The sequence below is a fragment of the Stenotrophomonas sp. FW305-3-2-15-E-LB1 genome (genome assembly GCF_058787375.1).
Window position 1 is genome coordinate 15,491 of record NZ_JBYSZR010000018.1, and the last position, 18,989, is coordinate 34,479.

Annotated in this window: 17 protein-coding genes; 6 read left to right on the plus strand and 11 right to left on the minus strand. The window is 69.9% G+C overall.

Annotated elements, in window-relative coordinates:
• Positions 1-5 precede the first annotated feature (5 nt).
• Genes AC3WL7_RS13585 through AC3WL7_RS13595 form a run of 3 tightly spaced genes read left to right on the plus strand, consistent with a single transcriptional unit; the run spans position 6 to position 3,242 of the window.
• Complete coding sequence (locus AC3WL7_RS13585) at positions 6-2,237, plus strand: DUF802 domain-containing protein (RefSeq protein WP_492750817.1); 2,232 nt, start codon at positions 6-8, stop codon at positions 2,235-2,237.
• On the plus strand, positions 2,234-2,872 hold the full coding sequence (locus tag AC3WL7_RS13590; protein ID WP_492750819.1) for an OmpA family protein: 639 nt from the start codon (positions 2,234-2,236) through the stop codon (positions 2,870-2,872). The genes AC3WL7_RS13585 and AC3WL7_RS13590 overlap by 4 nt, the downstream gene beginning before the upstream one ends.
• Positions 2,862-3,242: a DUF2894 domain-containing protein gene (locus tag AC3WL7_RS13595; protein ID WP_492750821.1), complete on the plus strand. Its 381-nt coding sequence runs from the start codon at positions 2,862-2,864 to the stop codon at positions 3,240-3,242. The genes AC3WL7_RS13590 and AC3WL7_RS13595 overlap by 11 nt, the downstream gene beginning before the upstream one ends.
• A 144-nt stretch (positions 3,243-3,386) precedes the next feature.
• On the opposite strand, the gene AC3WL7_RS13600 is transcribed toward AC3WL7_RS13595, so the two are convergent.
• From AC3WL7_RS13600 to AC3WL7_RS13645, 10 genes are all read right to left on the minus strand, one after another.
• Positions 3,387-3,833, minus strand: coding sequence for an REP-associated tyrosine transposase (locus AC3WL7_RS13600; RefSeq protein WP_492750823.1), 447 nt, complete (start codon positions 3,831-3,833; stop codon positions 3,387-3,389).
• A 114-nt stretch (positions 3,834-3,947) separates the two neighbouring features.
• Entirely contained in the window at positions 3,948-4,706 is a 759-nt protein-coding gene (locus AC3WL7_RS13605) for a 2,3-dihydro-2,3-dihydroxybenzoate dehydrogenase (protein ID WP_492750825.1), read from the minus strand.
• Entirely contained in the window at positions 4,697-8,584 is a 3,888-nt protein-coding gene (locus AC3WL7_RS13610) for an amino acid adenylation domain-containing protein (RefSeq protein ID WP_492750827.1), read from the minus strand. The genes AC3WL7_RS13605 and AC3WL7_RS13610 overlap by 10 nt, the downstream gene beginning before the upstream one ends.
• Positions 8,581-8,838 (minus strand): phosphopantetheine-binding protein, encoded by a 258-nt coding sequence (locus tag AC3WL7_RS13615; protein WP_492750829.1) that lies wholly within the window; start codon positions 8,836-8,838, stop codon positions 8,581-8,583. The genes AC3WL7_RS13610 and AC3WL7_RS13615 overlap by 4 nt, the downstream gene beginning before the upstream one ends.
• Positions 8,838-9,470, minus strand: coding sequence for an isochorismatase family protein (locus AC3WL7_RS13620; protein WP_492750831.1), 633 nt, complete (start codon positions 9,468-9,470; stop codon positions 8,838-8,840). The genes AC3WL7_RS13615 and AC3WL7_RS13620 overlap by 1 nt, the downstream gene beginning before the upstream one ends.
• On the minus strand, positions 9,470-11,119 hold the full coding sequence (locus AC3WL7_RS13625) for a (2,3-dihydroxybenzoyl)adenylate synthase (protein WP_492750833.1): 1,650 nt from the start codon (positions 11,117-11,119) through the stop codon (positions 9,470-9,472). The genes AC3WL7_RS13620 and AC3WL7_RS13625 overlap by 1 nt, the downstream gene beginning before the upstream one ends.
• Positions 11,116-12,309: an isochorismate synthase gene (locus AC3WL7_RS13630; RefSeq protein ID WP_492750835.1), complete on the minus strand. Its 1,194-nt coding sequence runs from the start codon at positions 12,307-12,309 to the stop codon at positions 11,116-11,118. Before AC3WL7_RS13630 ends, AC3WL7_RS13625 begins: the two co-directional genes overlap by 4 nt.
• On the minus strand, positions 12,306-13,502 hold the full coding sequence (locus AC3WL7_RS13635) for an MFS transporter (protein WP_492750837.1): 1,197 nt from the start codon (positions 13,500-13,502) through the stop codon (positions 12,306-12,308). The genes AC3WL7_RS13630 and AC3WL7_RS13635 overlap by 4 nt, the downstream gene beginning before the upstream one ends.
• 121 nt (positions 13,503-13,623) lie before the next feature.
• The gene (locus AC3WL7_RS13640) at positions 13,624-13,935 is read right to left on the minus strand and encodes a DUF3817 domain-containing protein (RefSeq protein ID WP_283221442.1); all 312 of its coding nucleotides are present in this window, start codon (positions 13,933-13,935) and stop codon (positions 13,624-13,626) included.
• A gap of 108 nt (positions 13,936-14,043) precedes the next feature.
• A complete protein-coding gene (locus tag AC3WL7_RS13645) occupies positions 14,044-14,985 on the minus strand; it encodes a TIGR03571 family LLM class oxidoreductase (RefSeq protein WP_492750839.1) in 942 nt (313 codons plus the stop codon).
• Between the two features lie 55 nt (positions 14,986-15,040).
• Between AC3WL7_RS13645 and AC3WL7_RS13650 the strand changes: the two genes are divergently transcribed.
• Positions 15,041-15,490: a GNAT family N-acetyltransferase gene (locus AC3WL7_RS13650; RefSeq protein WP_492750841.1), complete on the plus strand. Its 450-nt coding sequence runs from the start codon at positions 15,041-15,043 to the stop codon at positions 15,488-15,490.
• A gap of 18 nt (positions 15,491-15,508) precedes the next feature.
• Here AC3WL7_RS13650 and AC3WL7_RS13655 read toward each other — a convergent pair whose 3' ends face one another.
• Entirely contained in the window at positions 15,509-16,270 is a 762-nt protein-coding gene (locus AC3WL7_RS13655) for an SDR family NAD(P)-dependent oxidoreductase (RefSeq protein ID WP_492750843.1), read from the minus strand.
• 37 nt (positions 16,271-16,307) lie between these two features.
• Here AC3WL7_RS13655 and AC3WL7_RS13660 point away from each other — a divergent pair, with 37 nt between their 5' ends.
• Together AC3WL7_RS13660 and AC3WL7_RS13665 are read left to right on the plus strand one after the other, a co-directional pair.
• Entirely contained in the window at positions 16,308-17,282 is a 975-nt protein-coding gene (locus tag AC3WL7_RS13660) for a LysR family transcriptional regulator (RefSeq protein WP_492750918.1), read from the plus strand.
• 99 nt (positions 17,283-17,381) lie between these two features.
• On the plus strand, positions 17,382-18,905 hold the full coding sequence (locus AC3WL7_RS13665) for a thioredoxin family protein (protein ID WP_492750920.1): 1,524 nt from the start codon (positions 17,382-17,384) through the stop codon (positions 18,903-18,905).
• Positions 18,906-18,989 lie beyond the last annotated feature (84 nt).

Below are 18,989 nucleotides of genomic sequence, written 5' to 3' on the forward strand. Positions count from 1 at the left end.
ACACCATGTCCAGAACTGCTTTCCATGTCGTTGTATTCCTTGTCGGCCTGCTGGCCGTGTGCTGGATCGGCATCGGCTACGTGGCGGTGCACCCGCTGGGCGCGGCCGTGGCGGCGATCATCGCGGCCTGCTACATCGCCGGCGGCGTGGAGCTGTACCGCTACCGCCAGGCCAGCAACGGGCTGCGCGCTGCACTGAACGACCTGGGCACGGCGAAGGAATCGCTGCCGCCGTGGCTGGAGCGCGTGCCGTTGGGCCTGCGCAATGCCGTGCGCCTGCGCGTGGAAGGCGAGCGCATCGCCCTGCCGGGCCCGGTGCTGACCCCTTACCTGGTGGGCCTGCTGGTGCTGCTGGGCATGCTCGGCACCCTGCTGGGCATGATGGACACGCTGCGCGGCACCGGCCTTGCCCTGCAGAGCGCGACCGACATGGCCGCCATCCGCGGCTCGCTGGCCTCGCCGGTGCAGGGCCTGGCCGTAGCGTTCGGCACCTCCATTGCCGGCGTGGCCAGCTCGGCCATGCTCGGCCTGCTGTCGGCGCTGCTGCGCCGCGACCGGCTGCAGGTGGTACAGCAGCTGGACCGCGCCATCGCCGGTGAGCTGCATCCGTATTCGCAGGCCTGGCAGCGCGCCGAGTCGCTGCGCCTGCTGCAGGCGCAGTCGGCCGCCCTGCCCGCGCTGGTGGACCGCCTGCAGGCGATGACCAGCGCCTTCGAACAGCACAGCACGGCCGCCAACGAGCGGCTGCTGGCCGGACAGTCCGAGTTCCTCACCCAGAGCCAGGCCCTGCAGGAACGCCTGGCGGTTTCGCTGCAGCAGTCGCTGCGCGAAGGTGCCGAAGCCAGTGCGGCCGCTATTGGTGGCGCGCTGCAGCCGATGGCCGAAACCACGCTGGCCGGCCTGGCAACCCATGGCCAGGCCCTGCATGCGCGTGTCGAGCAGGCCGTGCAGCAGCAGCTGGCCGGCCTCAACGATGGCTTCGAGCGCAGCCGCGTTGCCACCGAGGCGAGCTGGGCCAAGGTCGTGGCCGAGCAGGCCCGGGCGCAGGAGGCGCTGGTGGCCGATCTGCGCCAGCACCTGCAGGCGTTCAGTGATGGCCAGGGCACACAGGCCGAAATGCTGATCACGCGAATCAGCGATCGCCTGCAGGCCGATGCCGCCGACACGGCCGATGCATGGCGCAGCGCGGCCGAGCAGCAGCACGCACTGAACACCGCGCTGCTGGAACGCCAGCAACAGTCGCTGCAGGCGGTGGGCGCACAGCTGGACACGCAGGCCCAGGCACTGCTGCAGGCCCTGGACGAGCGCCACGCTGCTGGCCAGTCGCTGCTGCAGGATCACGAAACGCAGCGCTCGCAGGACTGGCAGGCGGCACAGGCTGCCGCCGCCAGCGCACACGCAGAGCTGCAGGCGGGCCTGGATGCGCGCGAGCAGCAGCGCCAGGCGCGCTGGGATGCGGTCGCCACGGAACTGCAGCAGGCGCACGTGGCCCTGCAGTCGCAGTTGCAGGCCGGTGATGAGCAGCGCCTGCAGCAGTGGAGCAGCGCACTGGAAGCCATCGCGCAGGGCCTGGCCGAGCGCCAGCAGCAGGTCTGCGCGACCCTGGCCAGCACGGCGCAGCAGATCGGCGAGAACGGCCGCGCACAGGCCAGCGCCACCCTGGCCGAAGTCTCCACCCTGCTGCAGACCGCCGCGGACGCCCCCAAGGCCGCAGCCGAGGTCATCAACGAACTGCGCAGCACCCTGTCTGAAAGCCTGGCGCGCGACAATGCCATGCTGGAAGAGCGCGGCCACCTGCTGGCCACCGTGCAGACCCTGCTGGAAGCGATCAACCACGCTTCGCACGAACAGCGCACTGCGGTGGACGCACTGGTAGGCGGCTCGGCCGAGCTGCTGGAACGCGTTGGCAGCCGCTTCACCGACCATATTGCTGCCGAGACCGGCAAGCTCGACGGCATCGCCGGCCACCTCAGTGGCAGCGCAGCGGAGGTCGGCCAGCTGGCCGGCACCTTCGGCGCCGCCGTCGAACAGTTCGGCACCGCATCGACCGAACTGTCCGGGCGCCTGGAACAGATCGGCGGCGCGCTGGACGCCTCGCTGGCCCGCAGCGACGAGCAGCTGGCCTACTACGTGGCGCAGGCACGCGAGGTGGTCGACCTCAGCCTGCTGTCGCAGAAGCAGGTGATGGAAGAGCTGCAGCAGCTGGCCACGCGCCGTGGCAAGGCCGGTAGCGCATGAGTGACGAACTGGAGGTCGACGGCGGCTCGCACGCCCCGATCTGGGCCGCATTCGGCGATCTGATGTCGGTGCTGCTGGGCGCCTTCGTGCTGATCCTGGTCGGCGTAGTGGCGATGCAGCTGGAGCTGTCGCAGCGTCTGGACCAGGAAGTGAAGCAGCGCCAGGCCGAAGCCAAGCGCCTGCAGACGCTGGAACAGGCGCTGGCCGGCCCCTTGGCTGCCGGCCGGGTGACCCTGGTGGACGGCCGCATCGGCATCAGCGGCAGCGTGCTGTTCGCGCTCAACTCGGACCAGCTGCAGCCGGAAGGCCAGGAGCTGCTGCGCAGCCTGGCGGCGCCGCTGGCGGCGTACCTGGGCTCGCGCGAAGAAATCCTGATGGTCAGCGGCTTCACCGATGATGCGCCGATCCGCGATGGCAACCGCCGCTTCGCCGACAACTGGGAATTGTCCGCACAGCGTTCACTGACCGTGACCCGCACGTTGATTGCCGACGGCGTACCGGCCGATGCCGTGTTTGCCGCCGCATTCGGCAGCGAGCAGCCGGTCAGTTCCAATGCCGATGAAGCCGGCCGCGCGCGCAACCGCCGCGTGGAAATCGCGCCGATCCCCAAGCCAAAGGCCGCTGATGGCACGTAAGCCATCCTCGCCGCTGGAAGATCTGCGCGGCCTGGTGCGCGACCTCGACGCCGGCTCGCGCAGCCTGCCGCATTACCCGCAGGTGCCGATGCTGGACCAGGTACGCCGCGAGTGGTCCGAGCTGCGCAGCGAACTGCAGGTGCGCCGCTCGCTGCGTGCCGAGGCACCCGCCGATGGCGGCCCGTTGAACTCGGCGGTGCTGGTGCAGCGCATGCTGGACACGATGCAGGCCACCAGCCCCGGCTACCTGCGGCACTTCATCGACTACATCGACACGCTGTCCTGGCTGCAGGCGCTGCAGGACGGTGCCGCCAGCGGCGGCGATGCCGCAAAGCCCAAGCGCACGCGCAAGCCCCGCACCGGCGCCTAGGCCGTTGCCCCGGTAGTGCCGGCCGCTGGCCGGCAGCAGCTCACGATCACGCACCTCGCTGCGGTTGCCGGCCGGCGTCCGGCACTACCTCCCGCCCCGCGATGCAACAGTGAGCGCCGTGGTAGTGCCGGCCGCTGGCCGGCATCACGTCCACATCGACCACGCGTGCGGATACTCGCCGATCTGCCTGGCGAGACCGGCCCGGATCGGGTTCCCCAGGATGTACAGCGCCTGCTTCACCAGCGACTCCTCGGCTCTCACCGCGTGATCGAAGTAGCCTGCCTGCCATACCGTACTGCGCCCGTCGGCCAGTCGATTCAGCGCCAGCGAACTGGATGACTTCAGCCGGCGGGCGATGTCAGCAAGCTCCGACGCCCGCAGCTGGAACATCCATTGCACGTGATCCGGCATGACGACCCAGGCGAACGACCGCACCAGCCCCTTCTCTTCAATGTATCGGAACTGCTCGATGACGCAGGCGGCCGCCGCCGCGCTTTCAAAGAGGCGGCGGCGCTGATGGGTGGTCGTTGTCAGAACGTAGCCCTGGCCAGTGATCGAGCGGCGGCCGAGGCGGAGGCGATGGCTGCTCATGGCACATCATGGGCCAGGTAGTTGAGGGATGAGCGTCGGGGTCTGCCGTGACGGAGGTTCGGAATTGTCTGCAACTGATCGCGATTGCCGGCCAGCGGCCGGCTCTACAGGCGCTCAACCGCGCAGGGTGGCGCCGCCATCCACGTACAGGTCACTCATCGCCACGTGACCAGCCTGTTCGGACAGCAGGAACATCACCGAATGGGCGATGTCCTCCGGAGTGGCCAGCTTGCGCAGCGGTATGCCCGCCTTGTACGTGTCCAGGTTGCCTGCAATCACCCGCTCGGCGCCGTGCGCGTCTTCCCACATGCCGGTCTGCATCGGCGTCAGCGTCGAACCGGGTGCGACGATGTTGCAGCGGATGCCCAGCGGTGCCAGCTCCAGCCCCAGGCAGCGGCTGAACATGGTGGCGGCGGCCTTCGACGCCGCATAGGCGGCCATGCCGTGGCGGGGCACGCCGGCCGCATTGGAACTGACCGTGACGATCGCGCCCTGGCGCCGTGGTGACATCACCCGCGCCAGCGCGCGGCCGACATGGAACACGCCATCGGCGTTGACCGCGAACACGCGCCGCCAGTCCTCATCGCCGGTCGTGGCCACTTCGCCCACATGCAACACGCCGGCCACGCTGGCAGCCAGCGCGATTGGCCCGACGCCCGCCTCCACCTGCTCCACCAGCGCATCCACCGCTGCGCTGTCGGTCACGTCCAGAGCGAATGCCCGTACCCGCGCATCCTGCACGGCTGGACGCTGGTAGTCCGTCGCCACCACCGTGCACCCCGCATCGGCCAGCAGCCGTACCAGAGCCGCGCCGATGCCACCGGCCGCGCCGGTCACCAGCGCCACGCGTCCTTCAAAACCAGTCAGCTGCATGTTGCGATCTCCTGTTGTTCATCCCACTGCCGCAGCCGCGTCGACAACCAGGGCGCCAGCTGCGCCACCGCATCGCGGCCAGTCAGTTCGGCGTGCAGGAACGGCAGCTCCAGCGCCTGCACCCTGCGTGCATGGGCCATCCACAACGCCGACTGCAGCTGCGGCCGCGCCTGGTGGTCGCGCCCTGCCCGCACATGCACCAGCGTGCCGTCGAAGGGCCGATGCTGATGTTCGCGGATCAAGCGATTGGTGCCGGTCACCGCACGCACCACGCCATCGAGTACCACATCCGGCAGGCTGCCCAGCGCGCTGCCACCACGGCGCAGGAAGGCGAGGATGCGCTCGCGGCTGTCCAGTTCCGGATGTGCGTCGGGGTCGTGGCCGGCGATGGCCAACAGTGCACGCAGCGCGGCGATGGCATCGGGCTCCGGCTCGGACCGCCAGCATTCACTGGGATACGCGTCGAGCAGCACCAGCTCACCCACTTCGCGGCCGATCTCGTGCAGGCGCACCGCCATGGCCTGGGCGAGGATGCCACCCACCGACCAGCCCAGCAGGTGTACCGGCCCCTGCGGCTGCAGGGTGGCGATGCGCTGCACGTAGTCGTTTGCCATCACTTCGATGCTCGACGGCATCCCCTGCCGAGGGTCCAACGCCGGCGATTGCAGGCCATGGACCGTGCGCGCCGGCTGCAGCGCACGCGCCAGCGTCCGGTAGTTCCAGGCGATGCCGCCCGCGGGATGCACCACGAACAGCGGCGGCGCGGCGCTTTCCGCCGTCGCCAGTGCGATCACCGGCCCCAGCGCGTGGTCGGCCGACGCGGGTGGCTCGGCGATGCGCGCGGCCAATGCGGCCACCGTCGGCTGCGCGAACAGCGCGCCCAGGCCCAGGTCGCAGCGCCAGCGCTGTTCAATGGCCAGCAGCAGATGCACCGCCGAGAGCGAATCGCCGCCCAGGCTGAAGAAGTCCGCGTCCACGGCAACGGGCGTCGCGCGACCGAGCGCCTGTGCAAACAGCGCGGCCAGCTCATGCTCCAGCGGCGTGCGCGGCGCCAGTCCGCTGGCGTTCTGTTCCGGCGGCTTCGGCAATGCGCCGCGGTCCAGCTTGCCGTTGGCCGTCACCGGCCAATGATCCACGCCGACGAATGCAGAGGGCAGCATGTAGTCCGGCACGCGCGTGGCCAGATGGCTGCGCAGCACCGCTGCGTCGGCAGATGCAGAGGGCACGTAGGCAACCAGCCGCGCGTCGCCCGGCGCATCCTGCCGCAGCAGCACTTCCACCCGGTCCATGCCAGGCAGTTCGCGCAGCGCAGCCTCGATCTCGCCCAGCTCGATGCGCAGGCCGCGCAGCTTCACCTGGTGGTCGCTGCGGCCCAGGTATTCCACCGCGCCATCGCCGCGCCAACGCGCGACGTCACCGGTGCGGTAGATGCGCTGCCCGGGCAGGAACGGATCGGCCAGAAAGCGCTCGTTGGTCAGGTCATCGCGGCCCAGGTAGCCACGCGCCAGCTGCACGCCGCCCAGGTACAGATCACCGGCCACGCCGACCGGCAGCGGCTGCATGCGTGCATCCAGCACGTACAGGCGCGTGTTCCATACCGGGAAGCCGATCGGAACCGGCCGCGAACGATCGCCGGCACTGGCCGACCACCAGCTCACATCCACCGCCGCCTCGGTAGGCCCGTACAGATTGTGCAGTTCCGCTTGCACCCTGCCGTGGAAGCGGTCGCGCAGCGTGGCGTCCAAGGCCTCACCGCTGGTGAACACGCGGCGCAGGCGCAGGCCCTCTGAAGCCGGTGCCGCGAGGAAGGCATCGAGCATCGACGGCACGAAGTGCGCGGTGGTGATGTCGTGGCTGCGGATCAGCCGCGCCAGCTCGCTCGGGTCGCGGTGCGCATCCGGCCCAGCCAGCACCAGGGTGGCGCCGCACAGCAGCGGCAGGAAGAACTCCCACACCGACACGTCGAAGGTGGCCGGGGTCTTCTGCAGCACGCGATCATCCGCGGCGAATCCGTAGTGCTCGCGCATCCACAGCAGGCGGTTGACGATGGCCTGGTGTTCGATCACCACGCCCTTGGGTTCACCGGTCGAACCGGAGGTGTAGATGACATAGGCCGCATCGCCCGGCTCCGGATCGGCCCATGGCGCGGCGAAGCTCAGCGCGGTCCACTGCGAGGGCGGCAGCAGCGTGACATCGCCCAGCCGCGCCTGCACGTCGGCCTCGGCCAGCACACAGGCCGGCCGCGCCGATGCGAGGATGCGCGCCAGCCGTTCATCCGGGTGGGCAAGGTCCAGCGGCAGGTAGGCGGCACCGGCGCGAAGTACGCCCAGCAACGCGACAACCAGCTCAAGCGAGCGCGGCAGCGCTACCGCGACAATGTCGCCAGGGCCTATACCCATCGCGTGCAGCTGCGCGGCCAATGCGAAGCTGCGTGCTTCCAGCGTGGCGTGGTCCATCGTGGTATCGCCGAACACCAGGGCCGTCGCCTGCGGATCGCGATCCATGCCCTGCTGCAGCAGCTGCACCAGGGTGGTCGCAGGCAACGCGTGGTCGGTGGCATTGAAGCCGTGGACGGTGCGCTGCGCCTCGTCCGGCGTCGCCAGCGGCACCTGGCAGATGTCGTCCGCCTGCAGTGCCGCTGACACGAAATGCTGCAGCCGCACGGCGTGCGCCTGCACGTCATCCAAGCTGTAGAGCGCGGGATTGGCTTCGATCTCCAGATCCAGCAGCGCCTGTCCGTCGCCACGGAAGCCCAGGGTCAGGTCATCGACCGGGCCGGTGCACAGCACCTCCAGCGTGGCCTCAACACCGGGCAACGCCAGCGGCTTGTAGAACGGCTGCACGTTCACCAGCGGGCCGTGCAGGCGCTGCTGCACGCCCACCAGGCCGAGATCGCGGCGCATCTGCTCGCCCCGGTAGCGACCCTGCCTGCGCCCCTGGCTCAATTGCCGGCCGATACCGCGCGCGAACGCCTCGACACTGCCCTCGCCCGCTGCCACCCGCAGCGGCAGTATGTTCATCACCATGGCCGGCACCCGCGCCGAGGCATTGCCCAGCCGCCCCATGTAGGGCACGCCCAGCACGACTTCCTCGGCGGCACTCATCCGCCGCAGGTACTCGGCCGACAGCGCGGCCAGTACGTCCGGCCACGGTTGCAGCCAGCGCACCGACGTCTGCAGCAGCAGGTCGCGGAACGCGGCATCAAGAGGCTGCACCCAGCGCAGCGCATCGCTGCCCGCCGCCGCCGTCCCGGCCAGGCCCGCAGCGGCCGGTGCGCGCCGCAACTGCTCGCGCCACCACTGGCCCGCCTGCTCGCGACGTGCATCACTAAGGTAGGCGGCATCATCGGCCAGTACGCCCGCCAGCGGCGGCAACGGTTCGCCGCCGCGGCCTGCGTGCAGCGCACACACGCGATCACTGAACAACGCCATGCCATAGCCATCGGCAGCCAGGTGGTGCACGCGCAGGTACCAGACCCAACGCTGTCCACCCAGATGAAACAGCACCTGCTGGCTGATGCGGTCGCGGGTGGGGTCCACCGGCGCCAGCCGGTCGGCCTGCATCGCCGCCCGCGCCGAGGCGGCGGGATCGGCGTCCGCGGACAGATCGTGCAGTGCCAGCAGCGGCACGTGGGCCGCGTCATGCCACTGCAGGGGCTGTCCATCCTCGCCCTCGGCGAAGCGCAGCGCCAGGGCCTGCGCTTCGGCGGCGGCTTGGTTGGCGGCGGCCACGAAGGCGGCCACGTCCAGCGCACCCTCGATCCACACGGCATGGGCCGTATTGAACGAAGGATTGTCCGGTGCCAGGCGCTGGGCAAACCACAGGCCCGACTGCGCCTCGGTCAGCGCTACCGGCGTCGCCAGCCCCGCGGCGTTCATGCCTGCTGCGCCGCCTGCAGCTTCTGCACGACCGCCCACCACTGGCGCAGCGTGCTGTGCTCGGCCAGCTGCGAGAACTCCAGCGGCAGCCCGGTGTTGCCCCAGGCCAGGACCAGGCCGAGCATGCGCATCGAATCAAGGTCGAGGTCGATCAGGTTGTCGTCGTCGCCGATGTCGGCCGGCTCGCAGTCGAGCACGCGCGCCACGTCGGCCCGCATGCGTTCAAGGTTCAGCACGTCGTTCGTCGTGGTCATCACAGCACCTCCAGCAGCTGATCGGTGGTCATCGGCACGCCACTGGTGCGTGCGATCCAGTGCAGGGCCTGGTCATGGTCCGCGCGCGAGAAGTCGGCCACCGCATCAGCGGCGATGAAGGCTTCGATGTCGCGTTGGAAGGCTTCGGCCACCGTGGCCGTGCAGCCGATATGCGCATAGACACCGGTGACCAGCAGCTGGTCGCGGCCACGCACGCGCATCAGGGTTTCCAGGTTGCTGCGCTGGAACGCGCTGTAACGGTGCTTGACCAGCACGTGTTCGCCAGCCTGCGGGGCCAGCGCATCAATGATCGGCTCATGCTCGTCGCTGCGGCGCATGCCCGGGCCCCACAGGTCCGCCTGCAGGCCGCGGTCGCGCCGGTCCTGGTCGCCATGCTGGGCGGTGTAGAACACCGGGATGCCGTGTGCGCGGCAGTGCGCCAGCAGGCGCGCGATGTTGGCCACCGCTGGCTGCAGCGGCTCGGCACCGGCGTCGAACGCGGCTAGGAAGTAGCGTTGCATGTCATGCACCAGCAGCGCGATGCGATCACGCTGCGGGCGCCACGGGCCGCGTGGTGCCGGCAGTTCGGCGGCGGTCGGCAAGGCGTACGGGGTAATGCGGGGCAGCGCCATCAGCGCGTTCCTCCTGTCTGTTGCAGATGACGCGCGCGCAGCTGCGCGCGCAGTTCACGGCGGCTGATCTTGCCGACCGCCGTGGTATCGAAACTGTCCACGAACACCACCTGGTCGGGCACCTTGAATGCCGCCAGGCCGCGGCCACGCATCCACGCCTTCAGCGCGGGGCCCTTGATCGGCTCCCCCTGCTGGATGACGAAGGCGCAGCTGCGCTCGCCCAGGTAGTCATCGGGAATGGATACCACCGCCGCGTCGAACACGGCGGGATGGGCCAGCAGGTGGTCCTCGATCTCCTCGGCGGAGATCTTCTCGCCGGCACGGTTGATGTGGTCACCCGCCCGGCCCTGCACCACCAGGTAGCCGCCCGGCAGCTGCTGCACGCGATCACCGGTGCGATAGAAGCCATCGTCGGTGAAGGCCCGTGCGTTGGCCACTTCATCGTTGTGGTACGCGCCGATGGTGTACGGGCCGCGGGTCAGCAGATGCCCCACCTCGCCCTCGGCCACGGGCTGGTCGTGGTCATCGACCACGCGCACCTCGTCTTCCGGGCTGATCGGCCGGCCCTGGCAGGCCACGATCAGTTCTTCAGGGTCATCCAGCCGCGTGTAGTTCACCAGGCCCTCGGCCATGCCGAACACCTGCTGCAGGGTGCAGCCCAGGCCATCGATCACCCTTCGCGCCGCCTCCGGCACCAGCTTGGCACCGCCCACCTGCAGCACCTGCAGGCTGGACAGGTCGTGCGCGCTGGTGGCCGCCGCCTGCGCCCACAGCAGCGCCAGCGGCGGCACCAGGCCACAGCAGGTCACGCGCTCGCGGGCGATCAGCGGAAACGCCGCATCCGGGCCCGGGCCGGGGCTGAGCACCACGCGGGCGCCGGCGTACAGCGCGCCGAAGAAGCCCGGCGAGCTCATCGGGAAATTGTGCGCCGCCGGCAGTGCCACCAGGTAGACGCTGTCGCGGTCGATGCCGCAGATCGCGTTGCTGGCGCGGAACGAATAGATGTAGTCGTCGTGGGTGCGCGGGATCAGCTTGGACAGCCCGGTACTGCCACCGGAAATCTGCAGGAACGCCACCGATTGCGGGTCCGGGTCGGACGGCAGGTGGCTGCGGTCACCCTGCAGCGCGTCCAGTGCGATGAACCCGTCCGCCTCGCCATCGATCATCACGTGCGCGACGGCGGGTACTTCCGCCTGCAGCGCGCGCGCCAGGCCACGATGGTCGAAGCCCTCGTGCACATCGGTGGTGATGTAGGCGCTGGCTTCGGCCTTGCGGGCGAAGTGGACCAGCTCGGTGAGGCGGTGGGCCGGCAGTACGTACACCGGCACCAGTCCGGCACGGAACAGCCCGCATACCGTGGTGATGAAACCGGCCGTGTTGCCCAGCTGCACCAGTACCCGGTCACCCGGTTGCAGGCCCTGCCCCAGCAGGCCGGCGCCGATACGCCCGGCTTCGTGCCACAGCTGTGCGTAGCTCAGGCGGACATCACCGGCCACCACCGCGATGTCATCGGCATACTGCTCTGCGCGCTCGCGCAGGAAGGCCGCGAAGGTCTCGCCGCGCCAGTGGCCGGCCGCGCGATAGCGTGCAACGCGCGCTTCGGGCCAGGCCTGCTGCAGCGGCAGCCGAGGGGATTCAATGGGGTTCATGGCTGGGGCTCGATCAGGGCCACCGGGTCGTGCACACCCAGGGCGTTCAACAAGGCAGTGAATTTCGCGCCGGTCTCGGCTGCTTCAGCCTGCGGCTGCGAGTCGGCAACGATGCCGGCACCGGCGAACAGCCGCAGCTGCGTGCCCTGCAGGCGCGCGCAGCGGATGGCCACGTACCAGTCGCCGTCACCCTGCGCGTCCAGCCAGCCGACCGCGCCGGCGTAGAAGCCGCGTGGCACCGGCTCCAGTTCGCGGATGCGCTGCAGCGCGGCCTGTCGCGGTGTTCCACAGACCGCAGGCGTCGGGTGCAGTTCGGCCAGCAGCGTGGCGGCGGGCGTCGATGCGTCCTTCAGCGTTGCATGGATGCGCGTGCCCAGGTGCCACATGCTGGCGGTAGCGTGCAGCACCGGCTGCGCCTGTGCCTCGACGCGACGGCACCAGGGGGCCAGGCCGTCAACGATGGCCTCGACCACGTGGCGGTGTTCATCGTGGTCCTTGCGCGAAGCCAGCAACGCCTGGGCCACGCGCTGGTCCTCGGCCGGATCGCTGCTGCGGCGGGCAGAGCCGGCCAGCGGATGCGACAGCACCTGGGCGCCGCGCTTGCGCAGCAGCAGTTCCGGCGTCGCGCCGACCAGCCACGCTGGCGCCTGCCCGGGTTCGACCGGCAGCGGCACGGCATAGGTTGCCACCGAGGGATCGGCACCCAGGCGCGCCAGCAGCGTGTCCGGCGCCAGTGGCTGCTCGGTGTGCGCCACCAGGCTGCGCGCCAGCACCACTTTGCGCAGCGTGGCCGACGGTGCGCGCATCGCCTCCACGGCCGTCGCCACGGCAGCGGCGTAGGACTGCGCGGTCGGCTCGGCTGTCAATGCCCCGCGCAGGGCGGGCGCGTGCAGAGGCGCCATGTGCAGCCCCGGCAATACGCGTTCGGGCTGGTACAGCGCATCGTCCGCACGCGGCTCGAACGGCACGGCGCCCACCAACAGCCCCGGACCACCCCGCTGCTGGGCGAAGAAGGCCTGCACGCGCTCGGCCAGGCTGGCCAGCGCGCCGGTCGGCAGGCTGGCGCGGCAGCCGCGTGCGTGGATCTGCTGGTCGGCGTGCTGCAGCAGGAACAGCGCAGCTTCGTCGGTGTGGTGGGCAGGTGTCGGCGCAGCGTCCGGCCACGCGCCCTGCATCAGGGAATCGTTCATGCGGTCTCCTTTGCACGATGGGCCATGGCCAGGCCGCACAGCAGCAACAGCAGCACGCCCACCAGCAGATACGGCAGGCTGGCGCCTGCGCGGTACAACACCGTGCCCAGCATCGGGCCGGCCACCATGCCCAGCCCCTGCGCGGCGGCAACGGTGCCGGCGGCCGCGCCCTGTTCGTGCGGCTCTACCGCATCGGCAGCCAGTGCCTGGAAGGACGGGAACACGAACCCCATGCCGAACGCCGCCACTGCGTAGGTGGCCGGCAGCTGCCAGGGCTGCTGCACCGCCGCCACTGCGGCAAAACCCAGCCCGGCGATCAGGGCGCCGATGATGATCCAGCGGCGCGGATGCACCTCCAGCTTCATTACCAGCACCTGCGCCAGGATCAGGCCCACGCCGACGGCGGTGAGTGCGATGCCGGCCATGCGCGCGCCCGCAGCGGCATCCAGCACGAAACGATCAATGGCGAAGAACCCCACGGTGACCTGCGCGATGGTCACCGAGACCATTGCCAGGAAGGCCGCCAGCTGCGGCAGGCGCAGGCGTGCATCCAGCCGCGACATCGGTGTGCGCGCACCCGCCTGTGCAGCGGCCACCGGCGGCGTGGCCGGCAGCCGCCAGGCAATCAGCGCCAGCGACAGCAGCGGCAGCAGTGCCGCCACGTACAGCGCCAGGGAAAGGTTGCGGTAGGCCAGCCAGCCCGCAGCAGCCGGGCCCAGCACCATGCCCAGCGCATTGGCGCTGCCCAGCCGCGCCATGAACTGCGCACGCTGGCCGGTGGGGGCCTGGTCGGCGATCAACGCCGCCGCCGTGGGCGGGACAGCTGCATAGAACAGGCCGATCAACCCACGTGCGCCGACCAGCACCAGTACCGAGACCAGCACGGGCGGAACCACCTGCAGGGCGACGTCGATGAACACCGCCAGGCCGATGTAGATCACCGTGTAGGCAGCCATGGCCAGCAGCAGCACGCGCTTGCGGCCGATGCGGTCACTCAGCCGTCCCCAGGGACGGGCGGCCAGCATCCACAACACGCCAGCGGCGGTGACCGACAGGCCGGCGTGCCATTCGGACAGGCCGAGCAGGCGCACCACCGGCCCGATCACCGCCACGAACGACATCATCGCCATGGTGCCGATCAGAGCGGCAAGGACCAGGGCCGGCAGACCGGCGACGACGGGACGTGCATGCATGGAACACCAGCCGTTTCTAAAGAAGGCGCCGCCCCGGCAGGGGTGATGGCATCGTTAAATGATAACGGCTCGTATTTGCATTTGATACCCATTCGCTTGAACGCATGGGTAACGCAGCGTCTCAGCGCAGGGTGCGCAGTTCCAGCAGGCCGCGGCGGCGGAACCACCATTCCAGCGGCAGGGTGACCAGCGGCGGAATGGCCGCCAGCAGCGCCAGCGCACTGGCCCACCACGGCCAGCGCAGGCGGACGGCGGCAAACAACGTCACCGCCACGTAGACCAGGAAGGCCGCACCATGCAGCGGACCGAACACTTTGACCAGGGCGACGTTTTCATAGGGGCCGTACTTGAGCCACATGCCGGCCAGCAGCCCGGCCCAGGTAAGCGCTTCGATGAAGGCGACCACGGCGAAGACACGCCCGGTCGGATGCATGGGATTACGTCGGGTCACGCGCAGCTCCGGCAGCAGGATCAAACGCGAATGATACGCAGATGCACGCGCTTACCGGTAGCGCCTGGCCATGCCCGGCGGACTCTGAAATCAAACAGCGTGTCCACCAAGGTGGACACCTACCGAAGCAATTTCCCGCAGCACCTCGTCCATCGGCCGCCCATTGCTGACCAGGTTGAACATCACATGGCCCACGCCCTGGGCATGCACGCGCTGCAGGTAAGCCCGCAGGCCATCGCGGCCGACCTTCAGGCCCAGCGGCAGCGCTTCTGCCGGGGCGCGCGGATCGGCCTGCAGGTCCAGCAGCATCGACTGCACGAACGGCTTGGCTGCACCACCGCCCTGCGCCAGCGCCTGCTGCCACAGCCCGATGCGCCCCTCCTGCGCCGCCTCTTCGCGGTGATAGGTGGCCCAGCCCTCCGCTTCGCGGGCGATCCACTGCAGGCTCTGCCGCGCCGTGCCGACCACCAGCATCGGGATGCGCGCGTGCGCTGCCGGCAGCACGTCGAACCCACCGGTGGCGTCGCGCAGCCGCGCCCGTTCGACCTCGTCCGGCGACAACGCTGCATGCAGCACTGCCCAGCGCTCGCGGAACGTGACCGCCCTGCCCTCCAGGTCCTCGCCGAACGCCGCGAACTCCTCCGGCCGATCACCCGAGCCCAGGCCCAGCACGAAGCGCCCGCCGCTGATCCGGTCCAGGCTCAACGCCGCCTTGGCCACGTGCAGTGGATGCCGCAGCGGCAACACGATGGCCGCGCTGCCCAGCGCAATGCGCGTGGTGGCACCGGCCAGCAGCGCAAGCCAGAGGAACGGATCATCCAGTGCACTCGCGGTGGCATCAGGCCCCTGCGGCACCATCAGCGGCACATCGCGGGTCCACAGCGCAGCAAAGCCAAGATCGTCGGCCAGGCGCGCGATGCGTTGCGCTTCCGCCACGTCGGCGAGCCCGTCCGCGGCGACCGGCGTCATCAGCCCCAGGCTCAGGCCGCGCTGTGGGAATACCCGGGCATGGGCCGCATTGAAGTGGTTCATGCGGCGAGCTTATCGTGTGCAATGCACCCGCACGTCATCATGGAAAGAACACTGCATGCACGCCATCCGCCCGGCCCGCCCCGACGATCTGACCGCGATCAGCGCGATCTGCATCGCCGCCTTCGACGCTGCCGTCGCGCCGTCGCTCAGCGCACAGGGCGTGCAGACCTTCATGCAGGTGGCTGCCACCGGCGCATTCGCCGAGCGGCTGCAGGGTGACAACCACATCCTGGTGGCCGAGCAGGACGGCAGGCTGGTCGGCGTGGTCGAACTGAAGGAAGGCCGCCACCTGGCGATGCTGTTCGTTGATCCTCGCTGCCAGGGCCAGGGCATCGGCCATGCCCTGTTCCGCGCCGTCCTGCCGCTGCTGCGCACACCGGCGATGAGCGTGCGCGCCTCGTTGAATGCGGTGCCGACCTACCAGCGCTACGGCTTCGTGATCGACGGCGAGGCCGGCGAGTTCAACGGCCTGGTCTACCAGCCGCTGAGCCTCGCCGCCCCATGACACGCCGCCCGCGGGCGGTCAGACGAACATGCCGCCAGAGGCTTCCACGCGCTGGCCGTTGACCCAGGCCGTGGACGGCGACAGCAGCGCCACCACCACCGGTCCGATGTCGTCGGGCAGGCCGGGGCGACCCAGCGCGGTGATCGACGAGACCATGGCGTTCACCTGCGCGTTGTCGCGCACGTGGCCGCCACCGAAATCGGTTTCGATCGCGCCCGGCGCCAGCGTATTGGCGCTGATGCCGCGCGCACCCAGCTCGTTGGCCAGGTAACGGGTGAACACTTCGATACCGCCCTTCATCATCGCGTAGGCCGAGCTGCCCGGCAGCGAGAAGCGGGCCAGGCCGCTGGAGACGTTGAGGATGCGGCCGCCATCGGCGATCAGCGGCAGCAGTGCCTGGGTCAGGAAGTACGGTCCCTTCAGGTGCACCGCCACGGCGTGGTCGAACTGCGCTTCGGTGGTCTCGGCGATCGGCGCGTACAGCGCTTCACCGGCATTGTTGAGCAGGCCCTGCAGTGCGGTGACACCCCACGCCTGCAACGCGTCACGCAGCTGCGCGGCGAAGGCCGGGAACGCCGGACTGTCGGCCATGTCCAGCGGCAGCGCCAGCGCACGGCGGCCCAGCGCCTGCACCTGCTGCACGACCTGCGCAGCGGCGTCGGCCTGCGAGCGATAGGTGATCACGATATCGGCACCGTCGGCCGCCTGGGCCAGTGCCGCATTGCGGCCAAGGCCGCGGCTGCCACCGGTGATGAGGACGACGCGGGAAGGAGAAGTCATGGCGGGCACCTGTCTGGGAGGAAGTGTGGCCAGACTATTGGGATTGCCTACACGCATAAATCGCGCGATCCTGATTTTACTGTTCAAGCCAGGCGAACAATCGATGGACCGCCTCGACACCCTGCGCGTCTTCCTGCGCATCACCGAACTGGGTTCGTTCACCCGCGCCGCTGACAGCCTGGGCCTGCCCAAGGCCAGCGTCTCCCAGGCCATCGCCAGGCTCGAAGCCGAACTGGGCACGCAGCTGCTGCACCGGACCACCCGCCGCGTGCATCTCACCGCAGACGGTGCCCAGCTGCAGCAGCGCGCGCACGACCTGCTCGACGACATGGACGAACTGCAGAGCCTGTTCCGGCGCGAAACCAGCGAGCTCAGCGGCCGCCTGCGGGTGGACATGCCCGGCGGCATGGCCCGCAACCTGGTCATCCCGCAGCTGCCGGCCTTCCTGGCCCTGCACCCGGGGCTGGAGGTCGAACTGAGCGCCACCGACCGCCGCGTGGACGTGGTGCGCGAGGGCTTCGACTGCGTGCTGCGGGTCGGCACGCTGGACGACAGCAGCCTGATCGCGCGCCCCCTGGGGCAGATGCGCATCCTCAACGTGGCCAGCCCGGGCTACCTGGCCGCCCACGGTACGCCGCGCGAACTGGCCGACCTCGACCAGCATCGGCTGGTGCATTACGTGGGCACGCTCGGCCAGCGGTCGCCCGGCTTCGAGTATTTCGATGGCCAGCGCTACCAGACCTGGCCGATGCGCGGCGCGCTCACGGTCAACAGCGCCGACGGCTACAGTGCCGCCGCCCTGGCCGGCCTCGGCATCATCCAGGTGCCGGAAATGGGTGCACGCGAGGCGCTGCGTGACGGTCGCCTGGTGGAAGTACTGCCCGACTACCTGGCCGAACCGATGCCGGTGAACCTGGTCTATGCGCAACGCCGCCACCTGCCGCGGCGGGTCGAGGCATTCATGACCTGGCTGGCCGGGTTGCTGGCGGCGGAAGTGCACGCCTCGCACTGAGCCGCGGCATATACCGCGCGGCAAGCCGGACATAAGCAAACTGCATCAGTGATGGCGGGCGGCGTTCCTACAATGGCGCTTCACTCCCGTTCCTTCGAGATGCTGCCGATGCGCGCTGCCCTCCCCTTGTTGCTGCTGGCCACCGCGCTGAGCGCCTGTTCCCCCGCGCAGGCACCGGTAGCGAGCGCGAGGGCCGCCGAGGCCGCACCGGCCACGGCCATTGCCTGGCGCCAGGGCGATGTCGACGATGCGTTCAACGAGGCCGCCGAAACCGGCAAGCCGGTCCTGCTGTACTGGGGCGCGGTGTGGTGCCCGCCCTGCAACCAGCTGAAGGCCGGCCTGTTCAAGGATCCCGCCTTCATCGCCCTGACCGGCAAATTCGTGCCGGTCTACCTGGACGGTGACGAGGAAGGTGCGCAGGCCTGGGGCGAGCGCTTCGGCGTGCGCGGCTACCCGACCCTGATCGTGCTGGACCCGCAGCGAAACGAGATCACCCGCGTGGCTGGCGGCAACGACGCGGCCGAACTGACCCGTACGCTCACCGTGGCCGCCAGCCGCCGCAGCGCGGTGGCCGAGACCCTGGCCACGGCCTTGTCCACGCCGGGCAAGCTCGGCGCCGAGGACTGGCAGGTGCTGGGTGACTACGGCTGGGAGGTGGATGCCAACCGCCTGGCCGGCCAGCGCAAGGCCGACGACGTGCTGCGCCAGCTGGCCAAGGCCGCCCCCGATGCCGCCCTGCAGCGTCGCTTCGCCCTGTTGGCGCTGGCCACCGCGGAGAAGCCGGCCACGCCGCCGACCGAAGTGCGCGAGCTGCTGCAGGCGGTGCTGGCACAGCCCACGGAAGTGCGGCGCAACCGCGAGCTGCTGGGCTATGCCGGCGCTGCGCTGGTGAAGCAGGCGAGCGCAGGCCCGGCCAGCAGCAACACGCTGGGCCAGCAGTTGCTGCTGGCGCTGGACCGCGCCGATGCCGAGCGTGGCAATCGTGCGGACGATGCACTGTCGCGTGCGTTGACCGAAGTCTCGCTGGCCCGCCAGCAGCAGCCCGAAGGCGCGCTGCCCGCAGCGCTGGTGCAGCGCGTGAAGCAGCGCGTGGCTGCTGCCGATGCTGCGGCCACCGATGCGCACGCGCGGCAGGCAACGATCAGCAGCGCGGTCCATGCCCTGCGCGAAGTCGGCGACGACGCCGGCGCCGAGACCCTGCTGCTGGCCGAGTTGAAGCGCAGCGAGCAACCCTACTACTACATGCCCGAACTCGCTGAGCTGGCCGAGAAGCGCGGCGACACGGCGGGGGCACTGGAGTGGTTGAAGCGTGCCTACGAAGGCGCACAGGGCCCAGCCACGCGCGTGCAGTGGGGCGTGCTGTACGTGGAGGGCCTGCTGCGCCTGGCCCCCGACGATGCACCGCGCATCGAGCAGGCCACCGACGCGTTGATTGCCGAGCTGCAGGCACAGCCGTCGGGCTACCACCAGCGCACGAAGCAGCGTTTCGAACGGCTGGCGGTGCAGCTGAAGGCCTGGGGCGGCAAGCACCAGGGTGCGGACACACTGGCGCGGTTGCAGCAGCGCATGCAGCAGGCCTGTGGCGAGCAGATCGACAGCGCGTGCAAGGGCTGGTTGAGCTGATCAATGGTAGCGCCGGGCCATGCCCGGCGAGCGTAGCGGTTGGTAGTGCCGGGCGCTGGCCGGCAACCCGACCCTCCCTGATTG

Bases quoted from the DNA above. Each gene is read 5' to 3' on its own strand.
- AC3WL7_RS13605 (WP_492750825.1), bottom strand. From the start codon at position 4,706: ATGCAGCTGACTGGTTTTGAAGGACGCGTGGCGCTGGTGACCGGCGCG.
- AC3WL7_RS13625 (WP_492750833.1), bottom strand. From the start codon at position 11,119: ATGAACCCCATTGAATCCCCTCGGCTGCCGCTGCAGCAGGCCTGGCCC.
- AC3WL7_RS13590 (WP_492750819.1), top strand. From the start codon at position 2,234: ATGAGTGACGAACTGGAGGTCGACGGCGGCTCGCACGCCCCGATCTGG.
- AC3WL7_RS13655 (WP_492750843.1), bottom strand. From the start codon at position 16,270: ATGACTTCTCCTTCCCGCGTCGTCCTCATCACCGGTGGCAGCCGCGGC.
- AC3WL7_RS13650 (WP_492750841.1), top strand. From the start codon at position 15,041: ATGCACGCCATCCGCCCGGCCCGCCCCGACGATCTGACCGCGATCAGC.
- AC3WL7_RS13635 (WP_492750837.1), bottom strand. From the start codon at position 13,502: ATGCATGCACGTCCCGTCGTCGCCGGTCTGCCGGCCCTGGTCCTTGCC.
- AC3WL7_RS13595 (WP_492750821.1), top strand. From the start codon at position 2,862: ATGGCACGTAAGCCATCCTCGCCGCTGGAAGATCTGCGCGGCCTGGTG.
- AC3WL7_RS13585 (WP_492750817.1), top strand. From the start codon at position 6: ATGTCCAGAACTGCTTTCCATGTCGTTGTATTCCTTGTCGGCCTGCTG.
- AC3WL7_RS13640 (WP_283221442.1), bottom strand. From the start codon at position 13,935: ATGCATCCGACCGGGCGTGTCTTCGCCGTGGTCGCCTTCATCGAAGCG.
- AC3WL7_RS13665 (WP_492750920.1), top strand. From the start codon at position 17,382: ATGCTGCCGATGCGCGCTGCCCTCCCCTTGTTGCTGCTGGCCACCGCG.
- AC3WL7_RS13620 (WP_492750831.1), bottom strand. From the start codon at position 9,470: ATGGCGCTGCCCCGCATTACCCCGTACGCCTTGCCGACCGCCGCCGAA.
- AC3WL7_RS13610 (WP_492750827.1), bottom strand. From the start codon at position 8,584: ATGAACGCCGCGGGGCTGGCGACGCCGGTAGCGCTGACCGAGGCGCAG.
- AC3WL7_RS13630 (WP_492750835.1), bottom strand. From the start codon at position 12,309: ATGAACGATTCCCTGATGCAGGGCGCGTGGCCGGACGCTGCGCCGACA.
- AC3WL7_RS13600 (WP_492750823.1), bottom strand. From the start codon at position 3,833: ATGAGCAGCCATCGCCTCCGCCTCGGCCGCCGCTCGATCACTGGCCAG.
- AC3WL7_RS13645 (WP_492750839.1), bottom strand. From the start codon at position 14,985: ATGAACCACTTCAATGCGGCCCATGCCCGGGTATTCCCACAGCGCGGC.
- AC3WL7_RS13615 (WP_492750829.1), bottom strand. From the start codon at position 8,838: ATGACCACGACGAACGACGTGCTGAACCTTGAACGCATGCGGGCCGAC.